Annotated in this window: 22 protein-coding genes; 12 read left to right on the top strand and 10 right to left on the bottom strand. The window is 58.5% G+C overall.

Features of this window, described 5'->3' with window-relative positions:
- Positions 1–15: 15 nt before the first annotated feature.
- From Q8L25_RS12235 to tssF, 3 genes are read right to left on the bottom strand one after another with little or no spacing between them, the layout of a single operon-like run.
- Positions 16–2,766, bottom strand: a complete 2,751-nt coding sequence (locus Q8L25_RS12235) for a type VI secretion system Vgr family protein (RefSeq protein ID WP_308925079.1) — start codon at positions 2,764–2,766, stop codon at positions 16–18.
- A 35-nt stretch (positions 2,767–2,801) separates the two neighbouring features.
- Positions 2,802–3,806 (bottom strand): type VI secretion system baseplate subunit TssG, encoded by a 1,005-nt coding sequence (tssG, locus tag Q8L25_RS12230; protein WP_308925078.1) that lies wholly within the window; start codon positions 3,804–3,806, stop codon positions 2,802–2,804.
- Positions 3,803–5,650, bottom strand: a complete 1,848-nt coding sequence (tssF, locus tag Q8L25_RS12225; protein WP_308925077.1) for a type VI secretion system baseplate subunit TssF — start codon at positions 5,648–5,650, stop codon at positions 3,803–3,805. The genes tssG and tssF overlap by 4 nt, the downstream gene beginning before the upstream one ends.
- 205 nt (positions 5,651–5,855) lie before the next feature.
- Here tssF and Q8L25_RS12220 point away from each other — a divergent pair, with 205 nt between their 5' ends.
- Positions 5,856–8,090 (top strand): protein kinase, encoded by a 2,235-nt coding sequence (locus Q8L25_RS12220; RefSeq protein WP_308925076.1) that lies wholly within the window; start codon positions 5,856–5,858, stop codon positions 8,088–8,090.
- A gap of 4 nt (positions 8,091–8,094) precedes the next feature.
- Positions 8,095–8,652, top strand: a complete 558-nt coding sequence (locus tag Q8L25_RS12215; protein ID WP_308925075.1) for a hypothetical protein — start codon at positions 8,095–8,097, stop codon at positions 8,650–8,652.
- 130 nt (positions 8,653–8,782) lie between these two features.
- Here the strand turns inward: Q8L25_RS12215 and Q8L25_RS12210 are convergent, their stop codons facing one another.
- Entirely contained in the window at positions 8,783–9,307 is a 525-nt protein-coding gene (locus tag Q8L25_RS12210; protein WP_308925074.1) for an IS630 family transposase, read from the bottom strand.
- A gap of 8 nt (positions 9,308–9,315) precedes the next feature.
- Positions 9,316–9,783 carry a helix-turn-helix domain-containing protein gene (locus tag Q8L25_RS12205; protein WP_308921530.1) on the bottom strand — a complete coding sequence of 156 codons (468 nt, stop codon included), beginning with the start codon at positions 9,781–9,783 and terminating at the stop codon, positions 9,316–9,318.
- 96 nt (positions 9,784–9,879) lie between these two features.
- Between Q8L25_RS12205 and Q8L25_RS12200 the strand changes: the two genes are divergently transcribed.
- The 5 genes from Q8L25_RS12200 (at position 9,880) to Q8L25_RS12180 (ending at position 15,871) form a co-directional block, all read left to right on the top strand.
- Positions 9,880–9,969 carry a class IIb bacteriocin, lactobin A/cerein 7B family gene (locus tag Q8L25_RS12200; protein ID WP_308925073.1) on the top strand — a complete coding sequence of 30 codons (90 nt, stop codon included), beginning with the start codon at positions 9,880–9,882 and terminating at the stop codon, positions 9,967–9,969.
- Positions 9,970–10,741: 772 nt separating this feature from the next.
- Complete coding sequence (locus Q8L25_RS12195) at positions 10,742–10,948, top strand: hypothetical protein (protein WP_308925072.1); 207 nt, start codon at positions 10,742–10,744, stop codon at positions 10,946–10,948.
- 253 nt (positions 10,949–11,201) lie between these two features.
- A complete protein-coding gene (locus Q8L25_RS12190; RefSeq protein WP_308925071.1) occupies positions 11,202–12,509 on the top strand; it encodes an HlyD family efflux transporter periplasmic adaptor subunit in 1,308 nt (435 codons plus the stop codon).
- Between the two features lie 32 nt (positions 12,510–12,541).
- Positions 12,542–14,677, top strand: coding sequence for a peptidase domain-containing ABC transporter (locus Q8L25_RS12185; protein ID WP_308925070.1), 2,136 nt, complete (start codon positions 12,542–12,544; stop codon positions 14,675–14,677).
- 414 nt (positions 14,678–15,091) lie between these two features.
- Positions 15,092–15,871 carry a transporter gene (locus Q8L25_RS12180; protein WP_308925069.1) on the top strand — a complete coding sequence of 260 codons (780 nt, stop codon included), beginning with the start codon at positions 15,092–15,094 and terminating at the stop codon, positions 15,869–15,871.
- 15 nt (positions 15,872–15,886) lie between these two features.
- Here the strand turns inward: Q8L25_RS12180 and Q8L25_RS12175 are convergent, their stop codons facing one another.
- On the bottom strand, positions 15,887–17,743 hold the full coding sequence (locus tag Q8L25_RS12175; protein WP_308925068.1) for a GGDEF and EAL domain-containing protein: 1,857 nt from the start codon (positions 17,741–17,743) through the stop codon (positions 15,887–15,889).
- 303 nt (positions 17,744–18,046) lie between these two features.
- Between Q8L25_RS12175 and Q8L25_RS12170 the strand changes: the two genes are divergently transcribed.
- From Q8L25_RS12170 to Q8L25_RS12160, 3 genes are all read left to right on the top strand, one after another.
- On the top strand, positions 18,047–18,574 hold the full coding sequence (locus Q8L25_RS12170) for a hypothetical protein (RefSeq protein WP_308925067.1): 528 nt from the start codon (positions 18,047–18,049) through the stop codon (positions 18,572–18,574).
- Between the two features lie 331 nt (positions 18,575–18,905).
- Entirely contained in the window at positions 18,906–19,637 is a 732-nt protein-coding gene (locus Q8L25_RS12165; RefSeq protein ID WP_308925066.1) for a hypothetical protein, read from the top strand.
- Positions 19,638–19,950: 313 nt separating this feature from the next.
- Entirely contained in the window at positions 19,951–20,217 is a 267-nt protein-coding gene (locus tag Q8L25_RS12160; RefSeq protein WP_308925065.1) for a helix-turn-helix domain-containing protein, read from the top strand.
- 79 nt (positions 20,218–20,296) lie between these two features.
- Here the strand turns inward: Q8L25_RS12160 and Q8L25_RS12155 are convergent, their stop codons facing one another.
- Genes Q8L25_RS12155 through Q8L25_RS12145 form a run of 3 tightly spaced genes read right to left on the bottom strand, consistent with a single transcriptional unit; the run spans position 20,297 to position 22,595 of the window.
- Positions 20,297–21,841 carry an IS66 family transposase gene (locus Q8L25_RS12155; protein ID WP_308921040.1) on the bottom strand — a complete coding sequence of 515 codons (1,545 nt, stop codon included), beginning with the start codon at positions 21,839–21,841 and terminating at the stop codon, positions 20,297–20,299.
- A 29-nt stretch (positions 21,842–21,870) separates the two neighbouring features.
- Positions 21,871–22,218 (bottom strand): IS66 family insertion sequence element accessory protein TnpB, encoded by a 348-nt coding sequence (tnpB, locus tag Q8L25_RS12150; RefSeq protein ID WP_070346880.1) that lies wholly within the window; start codon positions 22,216–22,218, stop codon positions 21,871–21,873.
- Positions 22,215–22,595, bottom strand: coding sequence for a transposase (locus Q8L25_RS12145; RefSeq protein WP_308921039.1), 381 nt, complete (start codon positions 22,593–22,595; stop codon positions 22,215–22,217). The genes tnpB and Q8L25_RS12145 overlap by 4 nt, the downstream gene beginning before the upstream one ends.
- A 27-nt stretch (positions 22,596–22,622) precedes the next feature.
- On the opposite strand from Q8L25_RS12145, the gene Q8L25_RS12140 reads away from it, so the two are divergent.
- Both Q8L25_RS12140 and Q8L25_RS12135 read left to right on the top strand, forming a co-directional pair.
- On the top strand, positions 22,623–22,901 hold the full coding sequence (locus tag Q8L25_RS12140) for a hypothetical protein (RefSeq protein ID WP_308925064.1): 279 nt from the start codon (positions 22,623–22,625) through the stop codon (positions 22,899–22,901).
- Between the two features lie 8 nt (positions 22,902–22,909).
- Entirely contained in the window at positions 22,910–23,434 is a 525-nt protein-coding gene (locus tag Q8L25_RS12135; RefSeq protein WP_308925063.1) for an IS630 family transposase, read from the top strand.
- 114 nt (positions 23,435–23,548) lie between these two features.
- Here Q8L25_RS12135 and Q8L25_RS12130 read toward each other — a convergent pair whose 3' ends face one another.
- A complete protein-coding gene (locus Q8L25_RS12130) occupies positions 23,549–23,887 on the bottom strand; it encodes a hypothetical protein (RefSeq protein ID WP_308925062.1) in 339 nt (112 codons plus the stop codon).
- Between the last annotated feature and the right edge of the window lie 86 nt (positions 23,888–23,973).

The raw sequence follows: 23,973 nt of genomic DNA, 5'->3' as shown, positions 1-23,973 counted from the left end.
CTCCTGGAGGGGGAATCAGGAACGGCGGCTGAAGAAAAAGCCTTTCAGCCGTTGCAAGTGGTCGGTCAGCACCTTGGGGCCGCGCCCGCCGGCATCGCTCTTGCCGGTCAGGGCGCTGTCGTTTTCCCGCTCGACGTGTACCTCCACGCCTTCGACCGGCATGCCGTCGGTGGCGCGCACCAGCTGCGGCACGCGGCCCAGGTCGCCTTCGCTGAAAACCGGCAACTCCGCCTTCATGCTGCCCGGGCCGTTCCAGTGGTGGCCGTCGGTCTTGATCGTCAAGGCGCCCGGCCCACCCAGCTCGACCGCGCCGCCCGACAGTTTCAAATACGCGCCGCCGGTCGTCATGAAGGTGATTTCGTCCTGCGCCATGCCGACCAGGCGCGTGCCGGCCGACAGGCGGATTTCCTTGGCGGCGTCGGCCTGCAGCAGATCATGCTGGCTTTGCAGCAAGAACTTGCCATGATGGGCCACTTGCACGATGCCATCCTGGTGCGCAAACAGCGAGATGCCCTTGCCCGCGTTGAAATTGCAGTGCTGCGCCGCGCTCAGTTGCAGCTGCCGCAGGGCCACCAGGTCGATATTTTCACCGGCATGGCCGACGATGGTTTTGGGTGTGGAAACGGCCACGCCGTGGGGCGCGGTAATGCTGATCACCGGCTGGTCCGCCGCGATCGCGCTGGCCAGGGCCTTGCTGCCGGCGGCATCCAGCGCCAGCGCCCGGTGCTGCGCGGCATACTCGCCAAGCGAAGTAAACAGTTCCAGACACTCCTTCATCAGCGCCGCATGCTCACTGCTGTCAAGCTGCTTGCCGCCTGCGGCCAGCTGTTTCCAGCTTGAAATCAAGAGCGAGCGGGCCGTGCGCAGGCTGCCGCTGGCGTCGCTGCGCAATTCGAAACCGTCGCCGCGCTGCTGGCCGGCGCCGTCAACGCGCGGCACGCTCAAATGACCGAGGTTCAATTGCGTCGCAGCATGGTCGCTGGCCAGCTGGGCGCCGATCTGGCCTGGCGTATCGTCCAGGCACAACTGATTGCCGCGCGCGCCGCGTACTTCGCGGCTGCGCAGGCCCGACAGATAGCGGTTGCCAGGCAAGCCGCCGCGCTCGCTCAAGCCGGGCGGCATGGCCACCGCGTTGTACAACTGGCCGACGATGATGGGCCGGTCCGGGTCGCCGCCGAGAAAATCGACCAGCACTTCGCTGCCGACGCGCGGCAAGGTAACGGCGCCGCACTGCCGGCCCATGCCCGGGCCATTGCCGGCCCAGCTCGACGCGACGCGCACCCAGGCCGAATCGCGCTCGGTATTCGAGGCGCCCGAGCCGTTGGCATGTACATGATCCTGCGCGCGCGTGGCAACAAAGCGCAGCTTGACCCGGCCCAGCGCGTCGCAATGGACTTCCTCGTTGCCTGGGCCCACCACCAGCGCGCTTTGCAGGCGCACCACGGGCAAGTCGCTGCGCGGGTCGAAAGCGGGCACGATGGCGACGCCACGCCGCACGCAGCTGAAACGGTTGCGGTAACGCAAGGTCATGCCCTCCGCTGGCGGCGCCAGGCTGGCATCGATGGCCCAGTGGTTCTGCGCAAACAGGCGGTCGATGCGCGCATCGAGTCCCTTCGGCAAGTTGTTGCTGGCCAATACCTTCAGGGAGGTGATCACGAAACTGCGCTGGTCGACGGCGTGACTGTCGATCTCCGCATGGCCTTGCAAGCTGAACCATTGCCCGGCGCAAAAATCGCGCACGCAGCCTTCGCCCTCGAAGCACTTGGTTTCCAGATCGTGGCGCGCCATCGCCAGTTCGCCCAGCCGGGCGTGATCGTCGCTGCCGGCGCCGGCCTGCGGCATCTGCACGATGTAATCGTCCAGGGTGGCCGCCAGCTGCTGGCCGTTGGCGCCTTGCTGCGCCATGCCGTATGAGCGCACATGCATGAATTGCGGATTGAGCGGGTGGGTCTCGTCCCAGCTGTGGCGGTCAAGCGTTCCCGGCTGCAAACGCCGCACGGCGTTCCAGGCGGTGACGGTATCGCGCTGTTCGGTGGCGTCGTCGCGGTGATAGCGCACCAGGCCGGCCGCGTTTTGCGGCAGCCGGCTGGCGTCATCGAACAGCAGCACCGTGTGTGCGGGAAAGTCGTCGCCTTGCACGCCCGGGGTGGCGGGCTGGCCCGGACAGATGCACCAGGCGATGCCACGGCGCATGAGCAGGCGGCGGATAAAGGCCGCGTCCGATTCATTGTGCTGCATGGTGAAGTCGCGCGGCGGATGCTGGCGCGCCGCCAGCGCCGGCTCGATATCAAGCGCCAGGCTGGCCGCCAGGATGCCGTTGCCCTGGCGCCATTCCTCGAACAGCAGCTGCACGATCTGCAATTCGTTCTTGTCGAGAAACACGCGCGTATTGATGCGCTTGTCCATCAATGCCAGCGCGTCGCGCAGCACCAGCTGATACGTGGCCAGGCCGCCATCGCTCTGGCCTGCCATCGCTTCGGCGACGATGCCGCACACGCTGCGCAGCGCGCCCCGGTCGGTGACGATCTGCAACTCGGCCGGTACGGCGATGAACTGCTTGAGCGGCAATTGGGCATCGGTCGCCACGCACAGGATGCGGTACTCGATGCCGCCACAGAGGCTTTCCGTGCCGTGGATGCGCTGCGGCAGCAGCACATCGTCATTGATGCCTTGCGCATAAGCCAGGCGCAGGCGCAGCGGCCGGTTGGCGGTAATCAAGGTTTTTTCCAGCGCCATCCATTGCGCAAAATCGTTGTCACTGTCCACGGCATGCCCTCCCATCATGGTCAAGATTTGCCATCTCAGGCGGAACCATCAAAACGCAGCTCGTAATGCATGTCGTCGCGGTCGGCCTGTGGCGGTTCGGTCAGCAGAAAGGCATGCTGGCCCAGGCAGGCGCCATCGCCTAGCGCACAACCGCGCACGGCGTCGCGGCGCAGCACCAGCCGCACCTCGAAGCTGACGCACGGCAAGCCGAACAGCGCCAGCATCTGGCGCAGGACAAGCGCGCCCGGCCGGCCCGGCAGGAAGTCGTCATATTGCTCGCGCGACAAGGGTCCGAATACCAGGCGCAGGCGCAGATCGGCGCGCCGGCAGCGCTCGCCCAGCATGGCGCCGCCGCCCAGTACGGCGTTGCTGCCCGCCAGCCGCGTATGCTCGTGCGGCGCGCGGGTCACCCAGGCAGCGATAAAACGCTGCAACCGTACGTCCACGCCGAAATACTCGGCCAGTACCGCCTGCATCACTTCGGCCGTGGCCGGCCGGTGGCGCAGCAAAGCCGCGTAATGGGCAATCACGTGCGCGGGCAAACTATCGGACTGTTGCGCCAAGGCACCGGGAGCGACGCCGGCCAGCGCCAGTTGCAACGGCAGGAAGTCGCCGCCATCGGCGTCGCCCTGACATTCGATGCGGTAGCGGGCCCAGGCTTGGTAAAACAAGCTCAGCGCACGCTGTGACAAGCCATCGAGCCAGGCGCGCGGGCCGCCGTCGCCCGTGTCGCGTTCATGCCGGTCGATGGTATCGGTGTAGTGCAGCGGCAAGTTGCCGTGCAGGCCCAGAAAACCGATCATGGCCGCGCGCACATGCAACCGGCCCTCGTCATCGGCCCAGCAGTGTTCGATCTGGCCAGGCGCAAACGCCAGGCTGGCGCTGCCGTGCAGGTGCAGGCCCTGCTCGAATACCCGGTCCGCTTCCAGGCCCTGCTGCGCCAGCCAGGCCGCCAGCAGGCGCAGCGCCTGGAAAAAATCGAAGCGCCCGGGCCGCGCCAGCAGTTGTGCGATCAAATCAGGGATAACGTCAGGGTTCACACCAGGGTCTGGCTTCCATTGCGGGGCAGGCAACATAGCAACTCCTTTCCGCTCTGGTGCGACAGGACGATCAATCGGGTATAGCTGGCAAGGTGAACATATAGCCCGAGAAAATGTTCGATCACTTGCGCGAACGCATGCAGGCCGCTGCCGGCAAAAGCGTCCTCGTCCACCGTCAGCACGACCTCGATGCCGAACACCAGGCTGCCGCCCGCCTCGTCGGCCAGCCAGGTGCTGGCGGGACGCTGGCGCAAGCCGGTGATGCCGGCGATCTGGCGCGCGGCGCTGATAGAACCCGGCAAGTTGTACAGCTCCAGGATTTGCTTGAAAACCGGCAAACCCTGCTGGCCCAGCGACTGGTGGTTCAGCGACAGCTGGGCAATCAGCCGCCAGTGGGCCGGCGCGCCCGAGGCAAAGCGGCAAGGCGCGCCGGGCTTGCGCAACAGGCGTACCGGCAGGCTGCTGGCTGGCCCTTCGTGGCGCAGGTCGCCACCCGGCGCGCCATAGGCCAGGCGGGTCGGCCAGTCGCGGTTGCTGCAGGTGAGATTGATCGACACCGTCTGCGTGCTGTCGTGCAGCGGCACCATGGCACTGTCGACAAAGGCGATGCGCATTTCGTAGCCGGGATGGCTCAGCGCCATGACCTCGTCGCGCCGCGTCAGCCAGTAGCGGCCCCGCCGCCCGCCGGCCTCGCCGTGGCGCATCGAATACAAAGGGAAATAAGTGTCTGGCGCCGCACCCTGCCCGCTGCCACCGAACACGCGCACGCTGTCGACGCTGTAGATGTCATGGCCATGCGCCTGCCGCACGGACGGCAGCAGCGGATAGTCGGCGCTGGTGTGCGTCAGGCGCAGCGGATTGGCCGCCTGGGCAAACAGATTGACGACCGGCGTGCAGCCGGTCAGCAGGTTGCGCTTTGATAATGGCCGCAGGATGCGCGCGATAGCGGAGTCGGCATGCACATCGGCCAGCAGCAAGTGCACGCTGCAGCGGCGGCAGTCGTCCGGCAGCAGCGCAAGGATCGGCGCCAGCCCGATATCGATAAAGTTGAATTTCTCGGGAAAGGCAAAGTATTCGGTCAGCAGGCGGTAGGCCGGGTGCGCAGTGGCCTGGAACGGGATCAACGCTTCGCCTGGTGCAAAGCCCACCGCCGCGACCGGAATCTGCTCCAGCGCCAGCCAGCGTCCTTTCCCGGCGCCATCGACGATCTCGACGCAGGCGCCGCGCACGCGCAGAAACAGGGCATCGCGCAAGCTCGCGCACAAGGCCGGTTCGCCATCGAGGAACAAGCGCAGTGACGGCAGGGTCAGCTTGCCCAGGGCGGGCACCGCGCCGGTGGCTTCGATGCCGATGCTGATGGCCGACCCCAGTTCGCTGGCCAGGCGCAGCGCTGGCGGCGCCGCCAGCACGGCCTGATAGCGCACGTCAAACAGGCGCAGCGGCGCGACCGTCACGTCCCACGCCGTGCTGAACTTGCAAGCCACGCCCTGCTGTTCCTGCGCATGCATGACAGTGCCGCGTGGAATCACAAGCGGGCCGATATCGTCATGGCCATCGCTGTCCACGCGGGCAATCGAGCACGACGGGAACGGCCGCAGATAATGCGGAAAATTCACGTCCAGCAGGGTATCGCTGAATTGGCCGAATGCATCGTCGAGCCGCTTGGCCGTGCGCGCATTGAACATGGCAAACGACTGCAGCATGCGCGCCAGGTGCGGATCGCCGGGCTCGCCACCGGCCATGCCGAGCGCGCCGGCCAGCGCCGGATAGCGCCGCGCGAACGCCTGGTTATGCGCGCCCAGGGTACCCAGTTCACGCTCGTAATACTGCAGCAGCTTGTCCATGACCGCCCTTCCCATGCCAGGTTCCCCTTGCATTATTGGCGCAGCGGCCGCCCCCAAAGTTGCGTTTAAACAAGTTTCTGGTGCGCACGTCATCATCTTGCACGGCAAGCCATCTTCATTTTTTATCAATAGGAATTGACTTATTCGAAACAATCGTTTTAAATCAGGAAGTTACTTAAAATCAATTTACTGCACATCACGCCCTATGGAATTGCTCGATCCGGTGCTGCAGCCTGCGCTGCAAGATGACACCCTCAGCGCGCACTACGAAGTGCGCCGGCTGCTGGGCGAAGGCGGTTTCGGCCACGTGTACGAAGCGTGGGATGCCAAGCTGTGCCGCAGCGTGGCGCTCAAGCGCCTCAAGCAGCATGCCGACATGCTGCATCCGGAAAAGCTGCTCAACGAAGCGCGCCTGGCGGCGTCCCTGCGCCACCCCGCTTTCGTGCGCATCTTCTCGATCGACGGCGACGGCAAGAGCCAGTCCATCGTGATGGAACTGGTCGAAGGCCAGACCCTGGGACAAGTCATGCACGCAGCGGCCATGCCGCTCGACGCCGCGCTCGACATCGCCCAGCAGATCGCCGACGCGATGGACGAAGCGCACGCCATGGACCTGGTGCATGGCGACTTGAAACCATCGAATTTGATGTTGGAAGCAAACGGCAAGGTGCGCATCCTCGACTTTGGCCTGGCGCGCCAGCTGGACCCGCAAGCGACGCAAACCACGCTGCTGTGCGACCTGCAGGGCACGATTGCCTACATGGCGCCCGAGCGCCTGATGGGGCGCCTGCCCGACATGCGCGGCGACATCTATGCGCTGGGCGCCATGCTGTATGAAATGCTGGCCGGCCAGCGCCCGTTCTCGCACCTGAACGGCCTGGCCCTGGCCGCCGCGCATATGCAGTCGAATGCGGTCTGGCCAGCGTTGCCAGACACCGTGCCGCCTGCCATCGATGCGCTGGTGCGGTCGATGACGGGGCATGAGCCGATGGATCGGCCGAGGACGATGGGGGTGATAAAGGAAGCGATCGCGGCGCACCGCAGCGGTCTGATATCGGCATCTGCCGCAGTTCCGACACCTGAAACCACATTGCCGACCGTGCCCCCCACAACTGTTTCAATTCGAGTTCTAGTACCGCGCAAGCGCAGTTTGCAAATTGGTGCAGGGATTATGGTGTTGATGTTGTTACTCACTTGGCAATGGTCCAATATAGCACCTGCAGTAACAGCTTTGGTCACTGGAAAAAAAGCGCCGGCACCATATTCCGAGGTAGAAAGTATGGCTGCGGGGATGAAGGCGTTACGTACATTCGACCAACAAATTTCTCAATATCAGGCGCTGGAACATTTCAGCAAAATTCTCAAGCACAAACCCGAACATGCAGGTGCAAACGCAGGCACTTCGCTGGTATCCACATTACGCTATCTCGGCAGTGATCGCGATCCCACCTGGTTACAACGCGCAGATGTTACAGCGAAGCAAGCATTAATAACCGACGACCAGTTAGCCTTGGCGCATGTAGCGAAGGCTTGGGTGCTTGAGTACAAAGGAAAACACGATCAAGCTCAACAAGAAACGACTATTGCATTAAATTTAGAACCAAACAATTTTCTCGGATTGTATGGTAAAGCTCGACTGTTTAATCGTGCACAAAAATTTTATTTAGCAAAAGACATACTTGAGGCATCTTTACAAATTTATCCTGACAATAGTCCGTTCATTTCTCTCCTAGCGCGCATACACTATAATCAGGGAAACTATATTGAGGCAGAAAAGCTTTTTAGAAAGGTAGTAAAATTAGAACCAGGATTAGCAAACGCATATGCCCATCTTAGTGCCACACTCGATCGTTTAAATCGCAATGATGAAGCGCTACAAATTCTACAACAAGGATTGCAAATAAATCCAGATTGGGAACTTTACACCAACTTAGGCAATGCACTATTTAATCGCGGAGACTATTTAGGTGCAGTTCAATCATTTAAAAATGCAGTCTCCGATAAAAAAGGAAGCCCCAACAATTATTTACTTTGGGCAAATCTAGCAGATGCTCAACGATGGGTTCCAGGCCAAATTGAACTTTCGCGCGAATCTTATCGCCAGGCCATAATGCTTGCCAAATACGCATTCAAAAACATGCCTGATGACTTTAACATTCATTCTCGTCTGGCATTATATTCTGCGTATATTGGCTTGCGTGAAGATGCGTTAAAGCACGTGGCGCAAGCTATCAATCTTGCTCCAACTTTGCCAGATGTTCATTTTCGCGCAGCATTAACCTATGAATTACTAGGCAACCGCAACGAAGCTATAACTGCTCTCGCACACGCCCTGGAGCGGGGCTACCCTATCAATTTGATCGAAGCAACTCCCGATCTGTTGGCACTGAGGCGAGATGCTCGCTATCAAAAACTACTTACTCACATCGAAAGAAAATAGAAAGATGAATTACGAAAAACCTTGGATGAAATTATCTGTTCACTTCGATGCAGATCAAATTACCAATGAACTGGACTACGCCTTTACCTCTTGTGATGGTAGCGCTGATCCTCGCCATGGGCCTTATATGGGAGGTGTACACTTTCAGCAAGGTCAGCATGTTTACCTAGAAATTAATTGCTGCGGCTCAAAAGAAAGTGGTTTTACCGGCTTTCAAATCGTCGATTGCTGCCTTATCAGCGTGCCTCAGTTGACGCAGATTGGTCCAGATTTACCCACACGCTACTCCATGCCGTCACCATTTCTGCAATCAGTGGGTGCAACATACCAACTGCCACTGGATTTTGAATCGCACTTACTGCCACAAGATCCGGAAATGCCTGACCTGCGCCGTATTCGTCAGGAATGGAAACACAATCTCGATATCGGGCAAAGCAAAGGCCGCTGGGAACTTGCATTTGTCATAACCGTACGCATTACCAGAGGTGAACAGGATCTGCCAGAATTACGTGTTTTTAGTTTTGACCCAGAAGCATCAGTAGGCGGCAACACTGATATGTAACAATTAGATAAATTCACTTTGTAAAAATCAATCATTTATGAATAATATGAAAGAACTTGATTTTTATGAGGTAGAGATAGTTTCCGGTGGAAATATGCCAGAAGCATCAGTGGGCGGCGATACTAAGTAGTCAGACGAAATTTATTGTGAATGCAGTTCCGAAACCTTTCATCAAGGATTCCACCTCGCTCAGCAACTCACTTCCTTTCAGCCCGGCGAAACGGCGCCAGAAGTACTTGGCCTGTTTCCACAGGATCTCGATGCGATTCAGTTCCGGGCTGTAAGGCGGCAAGTAATACAGAAACAGTCCCTGTGCCATCCATTTTCGTCGGCATTTCTCAATCTGCGACCCCCTGTGAAATGACGCATTGTCCAGTACGACAATGCGCGGCACGGTATGTTTTTGTGCCGCGAGCTCGTCGAAAAAAGCGATCACGTCGTCGCGTACTGTCGGCCGACGTTGCGTTCGCCAGTGCAGCTTGTGGTCATGGCTGAGCGCACCCAGAACATTCACGCGCTCGCCATGCGATAGCGGTTCCACGCCACGCGTCTGCCCAATCGGCGACCAACCGGACTGAATCGGCGGATTCGGGCTGAAACCGGATTCGTCATAAAACAGCAGTTCACACCGCCCGGCGCGTGCCAAGTAATCCAACTCGCCGATTATCCGTGCGGACTTGCCGAAAGCTTCAGGCGGATGCTTTTTTTTAAACTGTAACGGTAGCGCTTGTAGCTGAACTGCATCTCATGCAGATATCGCCTTGCCGTTTCCTGGCTGATGACTGGCAAGCCTTCCGTTTGCGCCAGAGTCCGTAGCAGGCTGTTGGCGCTGCCCCCATCGGCTTGCGCCAATGCGCGCAGTGTCTCTTGCTGTTCGGCCGTCCACTTGCGTTTGCGCCCGGTATGATGGCCTTCATAAAGACCCATCAGGCCTTGCTTGTTCCAGCGTTGCCGCCATGCTTCAATGCTGTTCAGATGGACATGGAATTCGTTCGCGGTTTGCTGCAAAGTCAGTCCCTGACTCAATCGAACGATCGCTTGGGCACGTATCCGGACACGTGGATGCTGATGAAAAACACCCATGTCGCGCAATGTTTGCTGTTCAGCCGGTTGTAGTATCAGTAGTTTCATCACATCAACTCCTGCGTCGTTACCTATTAGGCTTTGACAGCAAAAATTGACGAATTACTTAGTCCAACATATACCACATTTTCAAATTTTTCAAAAATGCAAGAATTAGATGATAATGATTTAGAAGAAATATCAGGTGGAAATATTCCTGAAAGCTCGGTTGGCGATGCTTGGGGCATGGGTTAATTAAAACATTAACTCCATTCCAGGCAGCAGTCAAAATTTTCAGTTAAATTATTCTCTCAGCACCTCAATCTCAAGATAGAATCAATCGAATGGAAGAATTAAATTTAAATGAAGTTGACGAAGTATCCGGCGGCAACATGCCTGAGAGCTCAGTTGGTGGTGATACTGGTCCGAGATAAAATCCAAGAGATAACAAAAAAATAAAATTATTATTTCAATAGAAAATAATAATAAAAACTGAAACATATAAACATAGTCGACCTGATTTTTATCTCACAAAATTCAAAAGAAAGAAAAACAATATGAAAGAATTAGATCTCAAAGAAATAGAAGAAGTATCAGGCGGAAACTATCCGGAGGCTTCAGTTGGTGGCAAAGTAAGGCCGTGATTGCATGGTCATCGAGAACCATCATAAATTTTAATTTTTGGCAGAAGCCATGACTGAATTAAGTCAAACCAAAATTGAAAAATTTTGCGATGGAAAAAATATCTGAAAGCTTGGCTTTTCACATAAAACCCAGTAGAAAATTCAAGTTGCGATCAGGACTGACGATGCACGCTGTCTACTAAAATTCGATGTATGATTCAAACAACCAGAAGAAAAGAAAAATATATGCAAGAATTAAATATTAGTGAAATCGAAGAAGTGGCTGGCGGAAATTATCCTGAAGCTTCGGTTGGCGGACGCTTGGAAACCTAATCATATAAAAGCCTGATTTCACCCGCAACATTTAAAACGAATGGACAGTAATATGCAGGAATTGAAAATCAATGAAATCGAGGAAGTTTCTGGCGGCAACATGCCTGAAGGCTCAGTGGGCGGCGACACGATCCCACGGGGCATTTCAGCACCACCTGTCATCAACCTATAATGAAGTTTTGGAGAAAAACATGCAAGCATTAAGCATCGAGGAAATTGAAGAGGTATCCGGTGGCAACTTGCCTGAAAGCTCGGTTGGTGGCGAAAGCAACTGGTAAGGCTGCCTCAGATAATTTTGCCATTAAAACACAACAAAAGACATTAGTGCATCAACAAGCATGACCGATGGCATGTTAGTCAATGCGCTAGCATAAACAGGCATTTACTTTGTACCAAACACGGATTTGCGACGCAGGCTTCAGCGTGGCGTGCGCTCAACGAGCTTCGGCGATATTTTCTCTGAAGCTCGTGTTTCACCTGTTTCCGGCACACCGTGGCCGAGATCAATCCATTTATTGAAAAGCACTTATTTTGCGTGATCAACCCAGTGCTCCGGCGTCGCCAGCAACTCCCCCTCAAGCTGTCCAACCGCTGTTCCGCCAGCAAGCCCTCGAGCACCTGAGCAGCCGCCAATATGGCACGGTCATCCTGGCGCGTCCCGTCAGCCATCTGTTCCTGACCCTGCTGTTTCTGGGCATCGCGCTGGCCATCATCGCTTTTTTCATTTTCTTCAGCACCACCCGCAAGGCGCAGTCGCAAGGCGTGCTGCTGCCGACCAGCGGCGTGATTCGCGTCATGCCGGGCCAGTCTGGCGTGATTACCGAAGCGCGCGTGAAGGAAGGCCAGACCGTGCGCGCTGGCGAGGTACTGTTCGTATTGTCGGGCGAGCGCAGCAGCGCGAATGCGGGTGCGCCGCAGCAAGTGGTGTCGACCTTGCTGAAAAGCCGGCGCGACAGTTATGACGCGGAGCTGAAACAATCCAGCCTGCAATCGCGCCAGCGCATGGCGGCCGGGCAGCGCCGTGCCAGCGACCTGACGGCCGAAATCGCCCGCATGGAAGACCAGATCGTGTTGCAGCAGCGCCGCATCACGCTGGCCGAGCAATCGTACAAGCGCTACAGCGACCTGCACGCCACCAACTATATTTCCTCGGCGCAGTTGCAGGACAAGCAGGCCGAGCTGCTGGACCAGCACCAGCGCCTGGCGGAACTGCAGCGCATCAAGTCGGCCAGCGGGCGCGACCTGGCTACTGCCCAGGCCGATGTACGCGACCTGCAGGTGCAGGCCCAGCGCGATGCGGAAAACCTGCAGCGCAATGCGTCGGAGATCGAGCAGGACCTGACCGAAAACGAGGCGCGCCGCGAGATCCTGGTGCGCGCCGCGCAAGATGGCAAGGTCACGGCGATCACCACTGAGATCGGCCAGACGGTGGCCGCCAACAGCGTGCTGGCCTCGGTGCTGCCGATGGGCGCGGAACTGGAAGCGGAAATCTATGCGCCATCGCGCTCGGTCGGCTTTATCAAGCCCGGCATGCAGGTGCTGCTGCGCTACCAGGCCTATCCGTACCAGAAATTCGGCCAGTATCCGGCCCAGGTGCGCGAAGTGGCCAGCACCTCGCTGCGACCGGAAGACCTGGCTGTGCCGGGCGCCGTCAGCGGCACCAATGGCGAACCCTTGTACCGCATCCGCTTGCGCCTGCAGCGCCAGAGCGTGCAGGCGTATGGCGAAACGCTGCCTTTGAAGTCGGGCATGCTGGTCGACGCCAGCGTGCTGCTGGAACAGCGCCGCCTGTATGAATGGGTGCTGGAGCCGCTGTTCAGCATTTCCGGGCGCCTGTAAGGCTTCTTTTTTATTTTCTTTGTCTGTGCGCCATGCATCTCCCCTCTCTTGCTCATTTGTCTTTCTGGCGCAGCAATCGCCTGCCCGTGCTGCTGCAGACGGAAGCGGCCGAATGCGGCCTGGCCAGCTTGTGCATGGTGGCCAGTTACTGGGGCCACCAGATCGATATTTCCAGCATGCGCCGACGCTTTTCCGTCTCGCTGAAAGGTGTCACGTTAAAAGGCCTGATGGCGATGGCACAGGGCCTGGCGCTGCATACGCGGCCGCTGAAACTGGACATGCAGCACTTGCCCGAACTGAAACTGCCGGCGATTTTGCACTGGGACCTGAACCATTTCGTGGTGCTCAAATCGGTCTCCGGCAGCCACGCAACCATCCACGACCCGGCCGTCGGCGAACGCCGCCTGGCGCTGGCGGAAGTGGCCAAGCATTTTACGGGCGTGGCACTGGAACTGACGCCGACCGCCGAGTTCAAAAAAGTCGAGGAAAAGCAGCAGTTTTCCTTATTGTCGCTGATGGGTCGGGTGGTGGGCCTCAAGCGCGGCCTGCTGCAACTGCTGGTGCTGGGCCTGGCCTTGCAGGTGTGCGCGCTGGTGGCGCCGTTCTACATGCAGTGGCTGGTCGACGAAGCGCTGCTGGCGGCCGACCGCGACCTGATCACGGTGCTCGGTTGCGGCTTCCTGCTGCTGGTGCTGATACAGACGGCGATTGGCGCCGTGCGCTCGTGGATCACCACCGTGCTGGCGACGAATCTGAATCTGCAATGGCTGGGCAATGCGTTTGCGCATTTGTTGAAGCTGCCGCTGCCGTATTTCGAGAAGCGCCACACGGGCGACATCGTCTCGCGCTTCAATTCGATCCAGACCATGCAGCGCAGCCTGACGACGCAATTTGTCGAAGTCGCGATCGACGGCGTGCTGGTGCTGGCCACCTTGGGCATGATGCTGATCTACAGTCCGCTGCTGGCTGGCGTGGCCTGCATCGCGGTGCTGCTGTACGTGCTGCTGCGCTGGAGCATCTTCAAGGCCCTGCGCGAGGCGACCGCCGAGCAGATCATCCACGCCGCCAAGCAGCAGACGCACTTCCTGGAATCGGTGCGCGGCATCCAGAGCATCCGCCTGTTCGGCCGCAATGAAGAGCGCCGCGCCAGCTGGATGAATGCGCTGGCCGACCAGTTCAACGCCGACCTGCGCATCGCGCGCCTGTCGGTGTCTTACCAGACCGCCAATACATTTTTATTCAGCGCCGAACGAGTGATCATTATCTGGATGGCCGCGCTGGCGGTGCTCGACAACCGTTTTTCGGTCGGCATGCTGTTTGCTTTTATCAGCTACAAGGACCAGTTCAGCCAGCGCATGGCCAGCCTGGTCGACAAGCTGTTCGAACTGCGCATGCTGCGCCTGCATGGCGAGCGGGTGGCCGATATCGTGTTGACCCGCGCGGAAGAAGACAGCAACGACGTCGAAATCGACGTCGAGCATATTTCGCCATCGATCGAGATCCGCAACCTGGCGTTCCGTTACGCCGACAGCGAACCCTATGTGCTGAGTGGGCTGAACCTGACGATACCGGCCGGCCAGTGCATTGCGGTGACCGGCCCGTCCGGTTGCGGCAAGACGACCCTGATGAAACTGCTGCTGGGCCTGCTGGAGCCGACCGAAGGCGAGATCCTGATCGGCGGCGTGACGCTGGCGAACCTGGGCATGAAGAATTACCGGCAACTGCTGGGCACCGTGATGCAGGAAGACAGCCTGTTCGCCGGTTCGATCGCCGACAATATCAGCTTCTTTGCGCCGTCGCCGAACCCGCAGCAGGTGCAGGCCTGCGCGCAACTGGCGGCCGTGCACGGAGAAATTGCCGCCATGCCGATGGGCTTCAATACCCTGGTGGGCGATATCGGCAGCGGCCTGTCGGGTGGTCAGAAGCAGCGTATCCTGCTGGCGCGCGCACTGTACTGCAATCCGAAACTGCTGGTGCTGGATGAGGCGACCAGCCATCTGGACGTGTGGAATGAGCAGGCGGTGAATGCGGCGATTCAGAAGATCCGGCTGACGCGCGTGATTGTTGCGCATCGGCCGGAAACGATTGCCATGGCAGAGCGGCTGGTGGTACTGCAACAAGGGAAAATAGTGAAGGATGTGATGCAGGAGACAAGAGAGTCTGCGTGATCAGTACCGGCTGACATGGGAAACGCTTGCATGTTTTTTGCAATTTGGAAATTTCTCCAGCCTTCATATACAAAATCAACTCAGCAAGTTAATATTATTCTTGGTAGGTGAGCAATACTTACCGCTATACAGATACCCCCTAAGTTAAAAAACCAGCGAGGAAAATATGCAAGAATTAAATTTTGATGAAGTAGAAGAAATATCTGGTGGGAATATGCCAGAAAGCTCTGTTGGCGAGTCTTGGGGCCATGGGTAATCTCGAAAAATATATGCAACAACGGCCGGACTACGCAGCTGAACAAGCATTTTATTAAGTCACTGCACTGCCTAGTTGCCTGGTCATCGCCACTGTGGTTAAAGTGCCAGCAGTGCGACAATCACCGCACTGCTGCCCTGACCACCCGAAAGCCCGCAATGTCCGTCCCGAAATTCCTCCCCCATCTCGCCCTGCTCTGCCTGTGCATCGCCGCCAGCACCGTGCACGCCCAGCAAGCCCCGGACGATGCGGTCACGCCTTACCGTCCTTCCGTCTCCAGCCCGGCGCAACTGCCCGTACCAGGGCAGCTGGAGCTGGAGCTGGGTGGCCTGCACACCAGGCTCGACGATGACCGCCGGGCCAGCCTGCCCTACACCGTCAAGCTGGCTTTCAACGAGACCTGGGGCGTGTTGCTGGGGGGCGAGGCCTTTGTTTCCGAGCGCGATGGCGGCAGCCCGCGCAAGCAGGGCCTGGGCGATACCACCGTCGAGCTCAAGCATGCTTTCCTGGTCAGCCCGGCTACCGCCTTCGGCGTGGAACTGGGCGCCAAGGTGCCGACGGCGCGCAAGGTGATCGGCAGTGGCAGGGCGGACTACAGCATCAATGGCATCTACAGCCAGGATATCGCCAGCGTGCATATGGACAGCAATCTGAACGTGACGCGCATGGGCGCCGCCGATGCGGGCGAGGGGCGCGTGCAGACGGGCGCCTCGGTCTCATTGTCGCTGCCGCTGGACGAACATTCGGGCGCCACGGGCGAGCTGTCCGGCACGCGCCGGCCAGGCGCCGGCAGCACGGCCCAGGTTCTGTTCGCCACCACCTACAGCCCGGCCAAACGGCTGGCGATCGACTTTGGCTTTGCGCACGGACTCAATCGCGCGTCACCCAAGTGGTCGTTCTTCAGCGGCTTTGTGATGCCGCTGGCGCGCCTGTGGTAACACCAATACCCGCGCTCAGGAAGCGGCAACCACCATCCCGTTTGCTGGCATGGGCGCAATATTCAAGGACAACTGCTGCGCCTGCGCCACCATCCTTCCCACATACCAGGCCGTAAACACGTCCGCCTCCAGCGGCCGCGCAAACAGATAGCCTTGCGCTTCGTCGCAGCCGGCCTCGCGCAGGAAGGCCAGCACGGCCTCGTTTTCCACGCCTTCGGCCACCACCCGGTGGCCCAGATCCTGCGACAGTGAAATCATGGCTTTCACCAGGCCCTGCTGGCGCGTATCGGTTTCCAGTTCGCGGATAAAGGACTGGTCGATCTTGACCACGTCGGCCGGCATGCGCTGCAGATAGGCCAGGCTGCTGTAGCCGGTGCCGAAGTCGTCGATTGCCAGGTGCACGCCGCTGGCGGCGATCGCCTCGAGCGTGGCATGCGCCCGGGCCGGCTGCTCCATGATGGCGCTTTCCGTGATTTCCAGTTCCAGGCAGTCGCGCGGCAGGCCGCGCCGGTCGAGCGCCCCGGTCACGCGGCCGGCCAGGTCCGGCTCCAGCAGGTTGGCGGCCGATACATTGAGCGACAGCTGCAAGGCCATGCCCGCCTCGCGCCACGCCCGTTGCTGCGCCAGCGCCGTTTCGAGCACCCAGGCGGTGGTGGCTTGCGCCAGGCGCGAGCGCTCGATGAAGGGGATGAATTCGGCCGGGCCGATGGCGCCCAGGGTCGGGTGGTTCCAGCGCAGCAAGGCCTCGGCGCCCACGCACAGGCCGCTGGCGATATCGATGCGCGGCTGGTACACCAGGCGCAGCTGGTCGCCGCTGGCCAAGGCCCGCGCGAAGTCGCCCAGCAAGGTGAAGCGGCGGCGATACAGCCGGTCTTCATGCGCGGAATACACGGCCACATGGCTGGATCGCTCAAGCGCGTCCTGGACCGCGCTTTGCGCGCGGCGCAGCACGCTCAGGCAATCGGCCGTGCCCACTTCGAACGGCGCCACGCCGACCGCGGGCGTGGCGACGAAACTGGTCTTGATGGAGGCGATGGCGCCGGCGATTTTCGCTTCGATCACCGGCAGGCAAGCGTCGAGCGTGATGCCGGGAGCCGCCAGCAGCGCGAACTGGGTGGTGGCCACGTGGTAGACCTTGCGGCCATCGCCAAGCTCGTCGCGTATCCAGGCGGCCGCGTCGTTGACCAGGTCATCGAGGTAAACCGAATCCATGGCGCGCGCGGCGTGCGCCAGCTGCTCCGGCGTGGCCAGGTTGATCAGGATGGCCAGGCGCCATTCGCCGCTGGGGCGGTCTTTTTGCATGTCCTGGAAATCTTCGATGAACTGGGTGCGGTTCGGCAAGCCGCTGACCGGATCGACGCGTCCAATCGCATGCATCATCTCGATCTGCGCCATCACCATGCCGGCCAGGTCCTGCAAGCTGCCCAGCTCTTCCGGCGTCGTCTCGCGCGGCGCGTTGCCCAGCACGCACAAGGCGCCCAGGCAATGGCCATCCTGCGTGATCAGGGGCGCGCCCGCGTAATAGCGCACGCCGCCGGCGGCCAGCGGACTGTCGCAATAGCCGGCGTCGGCCAGCAGATCGGCAATCACAAGCACGTCGCGGCTGTCGGCCACTGCGCCGCACGGCGCCTGCATGCGCGGTATCGAGGTGTGCTCGACGCCGACGCGCGACTTGAACCATTGCCGGTTGGCATCGGTCAACGACACGGCGGCGATCGGCAGATTGAAAAAGCGCGCCGCCATGCGCGTGATGCGGTCGAAGGCCTCACTGGGCGGCGTGTCGAGCAGATTGAGCTTGCGCAGCGCCTGCAGGCGGCGCGCTTCGGTGATATGGCAGGAAATGGTCATGGGTTGGGCTTGGTTGTTATTCAAGATTCACCAGTCCAACGCGGGCGCTCGTGACGCCTGGCGGTTGGCAATATTTCCCTCAATACAATACAAGGTTAGGGTATTTGAAAAGAAAAATGCCTGGATGTATTTATCTTACCCTGAAATTACATCAAAGTAATTTACGTTAACAATATGAAATTATATTTGCGCAAATCTGTTGTTTGGTGGATCCCCTGCGCCTGCTCTGATCGACCAGGTACTGGACCAGGATGACATGGTGACATCGGTCTACGAATAACTGCTACACTTTTAACAATCTTTCGAAATCTGAGAACAAGGCGCGTCATGAACGATGATTATTTAAACCCAAACAATTATTTTGCACAACAGGCGAAGCAGAATGAGGAGAGGGCAAGACTCGAGGAGATTGCGGCAAAACGGGAGCTTGAGGCCCAAAAATTTTGCAATCAGTCCAATGACAGCTTGATTGTTCAACTGAGAAATAATGTCGCTGCACTGGCCGAAAAAAATCGTCAGTTACAGCAGGCAAATGAAAAGCTTGCGCTTGACAACGCATTCCTTGAGAGTTTATTCACTCTGCCCATGCATCAGATGGCGGAAAAAAATCCGCGCTTCAAGGCATCGCATGATGCGGAGCAGCTGGCTTTGGCCAAATGGATTTTGTCGCAAAAAGCGTATGCCGAAACAGCGTTTGCGATTGGCATGGCCGCTGGCAAGAGCGCGGAAGAAATCAAGGCCATCTACAAGGACAGCATCTCTTCGGTGTTGGCCAATGTGACAAAATACGGCAACGATGCGATCAGCAATCCGGTGCTGAAGGCCCATGCGGATAACATCATCAAAAGAAAGTGACGTGAACGTCATGGAGCCAGGCCTGCCGTCCGGCAAGTCTCGCCCCTACCCTGCCGGTAATGGTAAAGTGTGGCTTGCCGCAGGCAGCCTGGCCGCGCCATTGCGCGCCCGCCCCGCCCGGCACCCGACCACCCTACAGAACAACGCTTACCTTCAAAGACTTACATGAACATGCAGTCAAACCACGAGCTCGCCAATATCGCCCGCAGCAAACTCACGCCGATGATGCAACAGGGCTTTTACCTATGAAAAATTTCATGGATTATTAAAAGCTGCGCCAAAAGTTAAGCCGCAACGATTTTTTTTGTGACCGCCTAAAAGGGATCTTTCTTTGAAAAATACTGATTTAAAACCAATTTTTTCCTGGGCGAAGAAGATCACCGTGGCTGCAGTATTTTTTTCGGCAGTACTCATATCACTGTACTTTTACAATTTTGGACCCAAGAACAACTTTCAACTTTCACCGGGTGACGGTGCTTGGGCTAATTTCGGAAGCTATATCGGAGGAGTGCTCGGCCCTCTTTTTTCATTTCTCGCGTTTGCCGGCGTCCTGCTTACAGTCTGGCTTCAAGCAATACAGCTTGATAGAGCAAAATCACAGGCCAAGATTGACGAGTTTCAAAGAGTGATAGCAAACGTTTCATTGCAACTGGATGGTTTACTCGCCCATAGGCTTGAAGTACCGCCGATACATCCCGGTCTTGTAGGTAAGCCAGAAACCGTGTTTTATTACATAAGCGCGGCTGGTAGCGCGGCAATAGCTCCTGCTGCTGACTTCATCATCGAAGCCCGAAATAATGAAATAATTAACAAGATAAAGCCGGCAATAGGGTCGATAGTTGGAGTGATCGGAATCGAACTTCAACAACTTGCTTGGTGCCTTGAGGAGTACAACCGCATCGGCGGCGCAGAGTCTGTTGCAGAGTTTTATAAAAAGCGATACGAAGCGGTCGTCGGGTGGCTTGATGCTCTAGCATTCCTCAACGCACATGCCAGAGTTCATGCTTGCTGGGACGTTATGCTCATTAGACAGGCACTAGACCACAGAGATCTGCAGGTCTAAAGCAGAGTCCAAGGTTGTGATTCCTGTTGTCGTGAGTTCGAGTCCCATCACCCACCCCACAGAATTGTAGTGAAATCAAAGGGTTACATGCTTGGGTTTGTAACCTTTTTTGCACTTTTCAAAGGTTTTTCTTATTTTCCAACGAGGCCATGCTAATCATCGGCCACCAGCTCTCGCCATACTGGATGGATACGCGTCAGCTGGCGCATACGCCATACGATTTCAGGTCGGTGCATCAAATAAAAAGGCGACTAAGTAATTCGTCAATTTTTGCTGTCAAAGCCTGATAGGCAACGACGCAGGAGTTGATGTGATGAAACTACTGATACTACAACCGGCTGAACAGCAAACATTGCGCGACATGGGTGTTTTTCATCAGCATCCACGTGTACGGATACGTGCCCAAGCGATAGTTCGATTGAGTCAGGGACTGACTTTGCAGCAAACCGCGAACGAATTCCATGTCCATCTGAACAGCATTGAAGCATGGCGGCAACGCTGGAACAAGCAAGGCCTGATGGGTCTTTATGAAGGCCATCATACCGGGCGCAAACGCAAGTGGACGGCCGAACAGCAGTAAGCGTAAAGCCAGCGCCGTCTTGAACTGGGTGTTGATTTGCTAGATGATGGCCTCACACCGCTGGGAAGCGGCGTGTTGTTTAGGCTGAAGGGAGCTGCGCGGTGCAGTTCCAGGGCAGGAAGGCGTCAACCCGGTTGACCGGATGATCGGCGATGTTGGCCAGCACATGGCGCAGCCAGGCTTCGGGGTCGATACCATTGAGCTTGGCGGTGCCGATCAGCGAGTAGATCGCGGCCGCCCGTTCGCCACCGCTGTCGGCGCCGGCGAACAGGTAGTTGCGCCGGCCGATGGCGATACCGCGCAATGCCCGTTCGGCTGCCGAGTTATCGATCTCGATGGCGCCGTTGTCGCAGTAGCGCGTCAGGGCCGGCCACAGGTTCAGGGCATACAGGATGGCCGCTGCCGTGTCCGACTTGCGGGACAGCTTTTCCAGAGACGTGCGCAGCCAGCGCTCCAGGTCATCGAGCAAGGGGCATGCTTCTGTCTGCCGCACTGACTTGCGCTGGTCCGGCGGTTTGCCACGGATTTCGGCTTCGATCAGATACAGCTCGGCGATGCGCCGCAGCGCTTCGGTGGTCAGCGGCGATGGCCGTGCGGCATGCAGGTCGTGGAACTTGCGCCGCGCGTGCGCCCAGCAGGCTGCCTCGTGGATATCGCCGTTGTCGTACAGCGCGTTGAAGCCGGCGTAGGCATCGGCTTGCAACACGCCCTTGAACTGGGCCAGGTGGCTTTGCGGATGGATGCCTTTACGATCAGGCGAGTAGGCGAACCACACCGCCGGCGGCGTGTTGTCGCCAGCTGGCCGATCATCACGCACGTAAGTCCACAGCCGCCCGGTTTTGGTTTTGCCGTTGCCAGGCGCGAGCACTGGTACCGGCGTGTCATCGGCATGCAGTTTGGTGCCAGCCAGTACGTGTTGACGGATCGCTTCGACCAGCGGGCGCAGCAGCGCACTGGCAGCGCCGACCCAGCTGGCCAGCAGGGCCCGGTCCAGCTCGACACCCTCGCGTGCGTAGATCACCGACTGCCGGTACAACGGCAGGTGATCCGCGAACTTGGCCACCAGCACATGCGCCAGCAGGCCCGGACCGGCGATACCGCGGGCGATCGGCCGGCTTGGCGCCGGCGCCTGCACGATGGCGTCGCAGCCGCCGCAGGCCAGTTTCGGGCGCACGTGACGGATCACGCGGAAGCTGGCCGGCACGAACTCGAGTTGCTCGGCCACGTCCTCGCCCAGTTGATGCAGCTTGCCGCCGCAGGACGGGCAGGCTTCATCGGGAGGCAGGTAGCGCTGTTCATCACGCGGCAGATGCTCGGGCAAAGGCTTGCGTGCCGCCCGTTTGCGCGGCGCCTGGTCCGCTGCCGGCATCTCCCGTTCGGCCTCGGCGTCGTCGGCCTGCAAGTCTTCAAGCTGCAACTCCAGTTGTTCGATCTGGTGGTCGAGTTTTTCGGACTTGCGGCCAAACTGCATGCGCCGCAGCTTGGCGATCTGCAGTTTCAGATGCTCGATCTCGGCGGCGCGGGTATTCAACTGCGCTTTCAAACCCGCCACTTCGACCTCGCGTGCCCACAGCAATGCCTTCAGGGCATCGATGTCGTTGGGCAGGTCGGCAGGGTTGAGCATGGGCCGAGTTTACGCGAGGTTCGTGACGTTTACAAGGCCGCTGTCGGGCGCCAGGTACGCTCTGGCCGACGCCAGTCTATGCCCTCGAGCAGCATCGACAGCTGTGCCTGCGTCAGGGCGACACTGCCGTCGGCGGCCTGCGGCCAGACGAAGCGCCCGCGCTCAAGCCGCTTGGACAGCAGGCACAGGCCATCACCACTCCACCATAGCACCTTGAGCATGTCGCCGCGCCGCCCCCGAAACACGAACACGTGGCCGCTGAACGGGTCTTCGGCCAGCGCCGCCTGCACCTTGACGGCCAGCCCGTTCATGCCTGCACGCATGTCGGTGACGCCGGCGGCCAGCCATATCTTCGTGCCTGCTGGCAAACCGATCATGGCAGTAGCCGCGCCAGCAACAGCGTCAGCGTGGTCGCGTCGACCTGGCCTTCCAGACGCAGCTGGGCCTGGCCCACGCTGAGCACGATCACGCCGGGCGGGACGCTGGCGACCGGTGCACTTGCGGGCAAGGTGTCGAGCACTGTGACGGCCACCAGCTGGCTTGGCGCATTGCCGCCGGCAAGCGCCTGGTCACCGAAACGCTTGCGCCAACTGAACAACTGATTGGTGTTGATCTTGAGTTCGCGGGCGATCAGCGAGACAGAGGCGCCATCGACCTGCGTACGTGCGACAGCGGCACGCTTGAATTCATCGCTGTGACGGCGATACGGCCCGCGTTTCGCCCTAATTGCAACTGGTTGAATGATTGTGTCCATAAATAAATTTGTGGACACAACCAATTTGTGTCCCAAATTCAATCATGGCATCGTGCGATGCTCAAGGGTAGACGGCGGTGGGACGACGCTTACGAACAGCAAGAGACACTGCGCGCATTGGCGCAAGCCGATGGGGGCAGCGCCAACAGCCTGCTACGGACCCTGGCGCAAACGGAAGGCTTGCCAGTCATCAGCCAGGAAACGGCAAGGCGATATCTGCACGAGATGCAGTTCAGCTACAAGCGCTACCGCTACAGTTTAAAAAAAAGCATCCGCCTGAAGCTTTCGGCAAGTCCGCACGGATAATCGGCGAGTTGGATTACTTGGCACGCGCCGGGCGGTGTGAACTGCTGTTTTATGACGAATCCGGTTTCAGCCCGAATCCGCCGATTCAGTCCGGTTGGTCGCCGATTGGACAGACGCGTGGCGTGGAACCGCTGTCACATGGCGAGCGCGTGAATGTTCTGGGTGCGCTCAGCCATGACCACAAGCTGCACTGGCGAACGCAACGTCGGCCGACAGTACGCGACGACGTGATCGCTTTTTTCGACGAACTCGCGGCACAAAAACATACCGTGCCGCGCATTGTCGTACTGGACAATGCGTCATTTCATAAGGGGCCGCAGATTGAGAAATGCCGACGAAAATGGGTGGCACAGGGGCTGTTTCTGTATTACTTGCCCCCTTACAGCCCGGAACTGAATCGCATCGAGATCCTGTGGAAACAGGCCAAGTACTTCTGGCGCCGTTTCGCCGGGCTGAAAGGAAGTGAGTTGTTGAGCGAGGTGGAATCCTTGATGAAAGGTTTCGGAACTGCATTCACAATAAATTTCGTCTGACTACTTAGACCCACGCAAAAACGCGACTGGTCTAATCACCACTGCAATTGCGCAACTGGATTTTCCTTGGCCGGCTTCCGGCCGGACTGTCGGGTGCCACTAGGGCGCGTTTTCCTAAGTGTAATTTCTACGCATCGACACAGGAAGATTGCCCATTGAAGGGAATTGCAGTTCGTTTTTCAAGGTCGGGTTCTGGAACTCAACTGGTACGGAGGGACCGTTGGGCGTTAACGTTTCCACACTAACTGCCAAACTAAACTGCACGGTATCACCAGGCTTTGTCATGGCCAAAATCTCGGCCTGTTCGCCATTACCAGGGATCAGTTGATAAATCACGTGTCCACGCTCAAGCACGATTCCAAAATAGCTCGGTACAGGCCCCTGTGAAGGCACCATGCCGATCCGGATTACATTGCCTCCAATATGCAGGCGACTCATTTCTTCATTATCCATAAATTTCTCCCGACCAGGCACCATGTCCGACCTTCTCAATGCACAAGGCCCGTCATGCGGGCCGTGAGTGCTGCTGCGAGCGTTTT

Origin of the sequence: Janthinobacterium sp. J1-1 (assembly GCF_030944405.1) — a bacterium.
Lineage (GTDB): Bacteria > Pseudomonadota > Gammaproteobacteria > Burkholderiales > Burkholderiaceae_D > Janthinobacterium.
Note: the sequence above shows the minus strand (reverse complement) of the source record. Positions and strands in the feature narration are given on the sequence as shown.

Bases quoted from the DNA above. Each gene is read 5' to 3' on its own strand.
- tssF (WP_308925077.1), bottom strand. From the start codon at position 5,650: ATGGACAAGCTGCTGCAGTATTACGAGCGTGAACTGGGTACCCTGGGC.
- Q8L25_RS12220 (WP_308925076.1), top strand. From the start codon at position 5,856: ATGGAATTGCTCGATCCGGTGCTGCAGCCTGCGCTGCAAGATGACACC.
- Q8L25_RS12215 (WP_308925075.1), top strand. From the start codon at position 8,095: ATGAATTACGAAAAACCTTGGATGAAATTATCTGTTCACTTCGATGCA.
- Q8L25_RS12205 (WP_308921530.1), bottom strand. From the start codon at position 9,783: ATGAAACTACTGATACTACAACCGGCTGAACAGCAAACATTGCGCGAC.
- Q8L25_RS12200 (WP_308925073.1), top strand. From the start codon at position 9,880: ATGCAAGAATTAGATGATAATGATTTAGAAGAAATATCAGGTGGAAAT.
- Q8L25_RS12195 (WP_308925072.1), top strand. From the start codon at position 10,742: ATGAAATCGAGGAAGTTTCTGGCGGCAACATGCCTGAAGGCTCAGTGG.
- Q8L25_RS12185 (WP_308925070.1), top strand. From the start codon at position 12,542: ATGCATCTCCCCTCTCTTGCTCATTTGTCTTTCTGGCGCAGCAATCGC.
- Q8L25_RS12180 (WP_308925069.1), top strand. From the start codon at position 15,092: ATGTCCGTCCCGAAATTCCTCCCCCATCTCGCCCTGCTCTGCCTGTGC.
- Q8L25_RS12170 (WP_308925067.1), top strand. From the start codon at position 18,047: ATGAACGATGATTATTTAAACCCAAACAATTATTTTGCACAACAGGCG.
- Q8L25_RS12160 (WP_308925065.1), top strand. From the start codon at position 19,951: ATGAAACTACTGATACTACAACCGGCTGAACAGCAAACATTGCGCGAC.
- Q8L25_RS12155 (WP_308921040.1), bottom strand. From the start codon at position 21,841: ATGCTCAACCCTGCCGACCTGCCCAACGACATCGATGCCCTGAAGGCA.
- tnpB (WP_070346880.1), bottom strand. From the start codon at position 22,218: ATGATCGGTTTGCCAGCAGGCACGAAGATATGGCTGGCCGCCGGCGTC.
- Q8L25_RS12145 (WP_308921039.1), bottom strand. From the start codon at position 22,595: ATGGACACAATCATTCAACCAGTTGCAATTAGGGCGAAACGCGGGCCG.
- Q8L25_RS12130 (WP_308925062.1), bottom strand. From the start codon at position 23,887: ATGGATAATGAAGAAATGAGTCGCCTGCATATTGGAGGCAATGTAATC.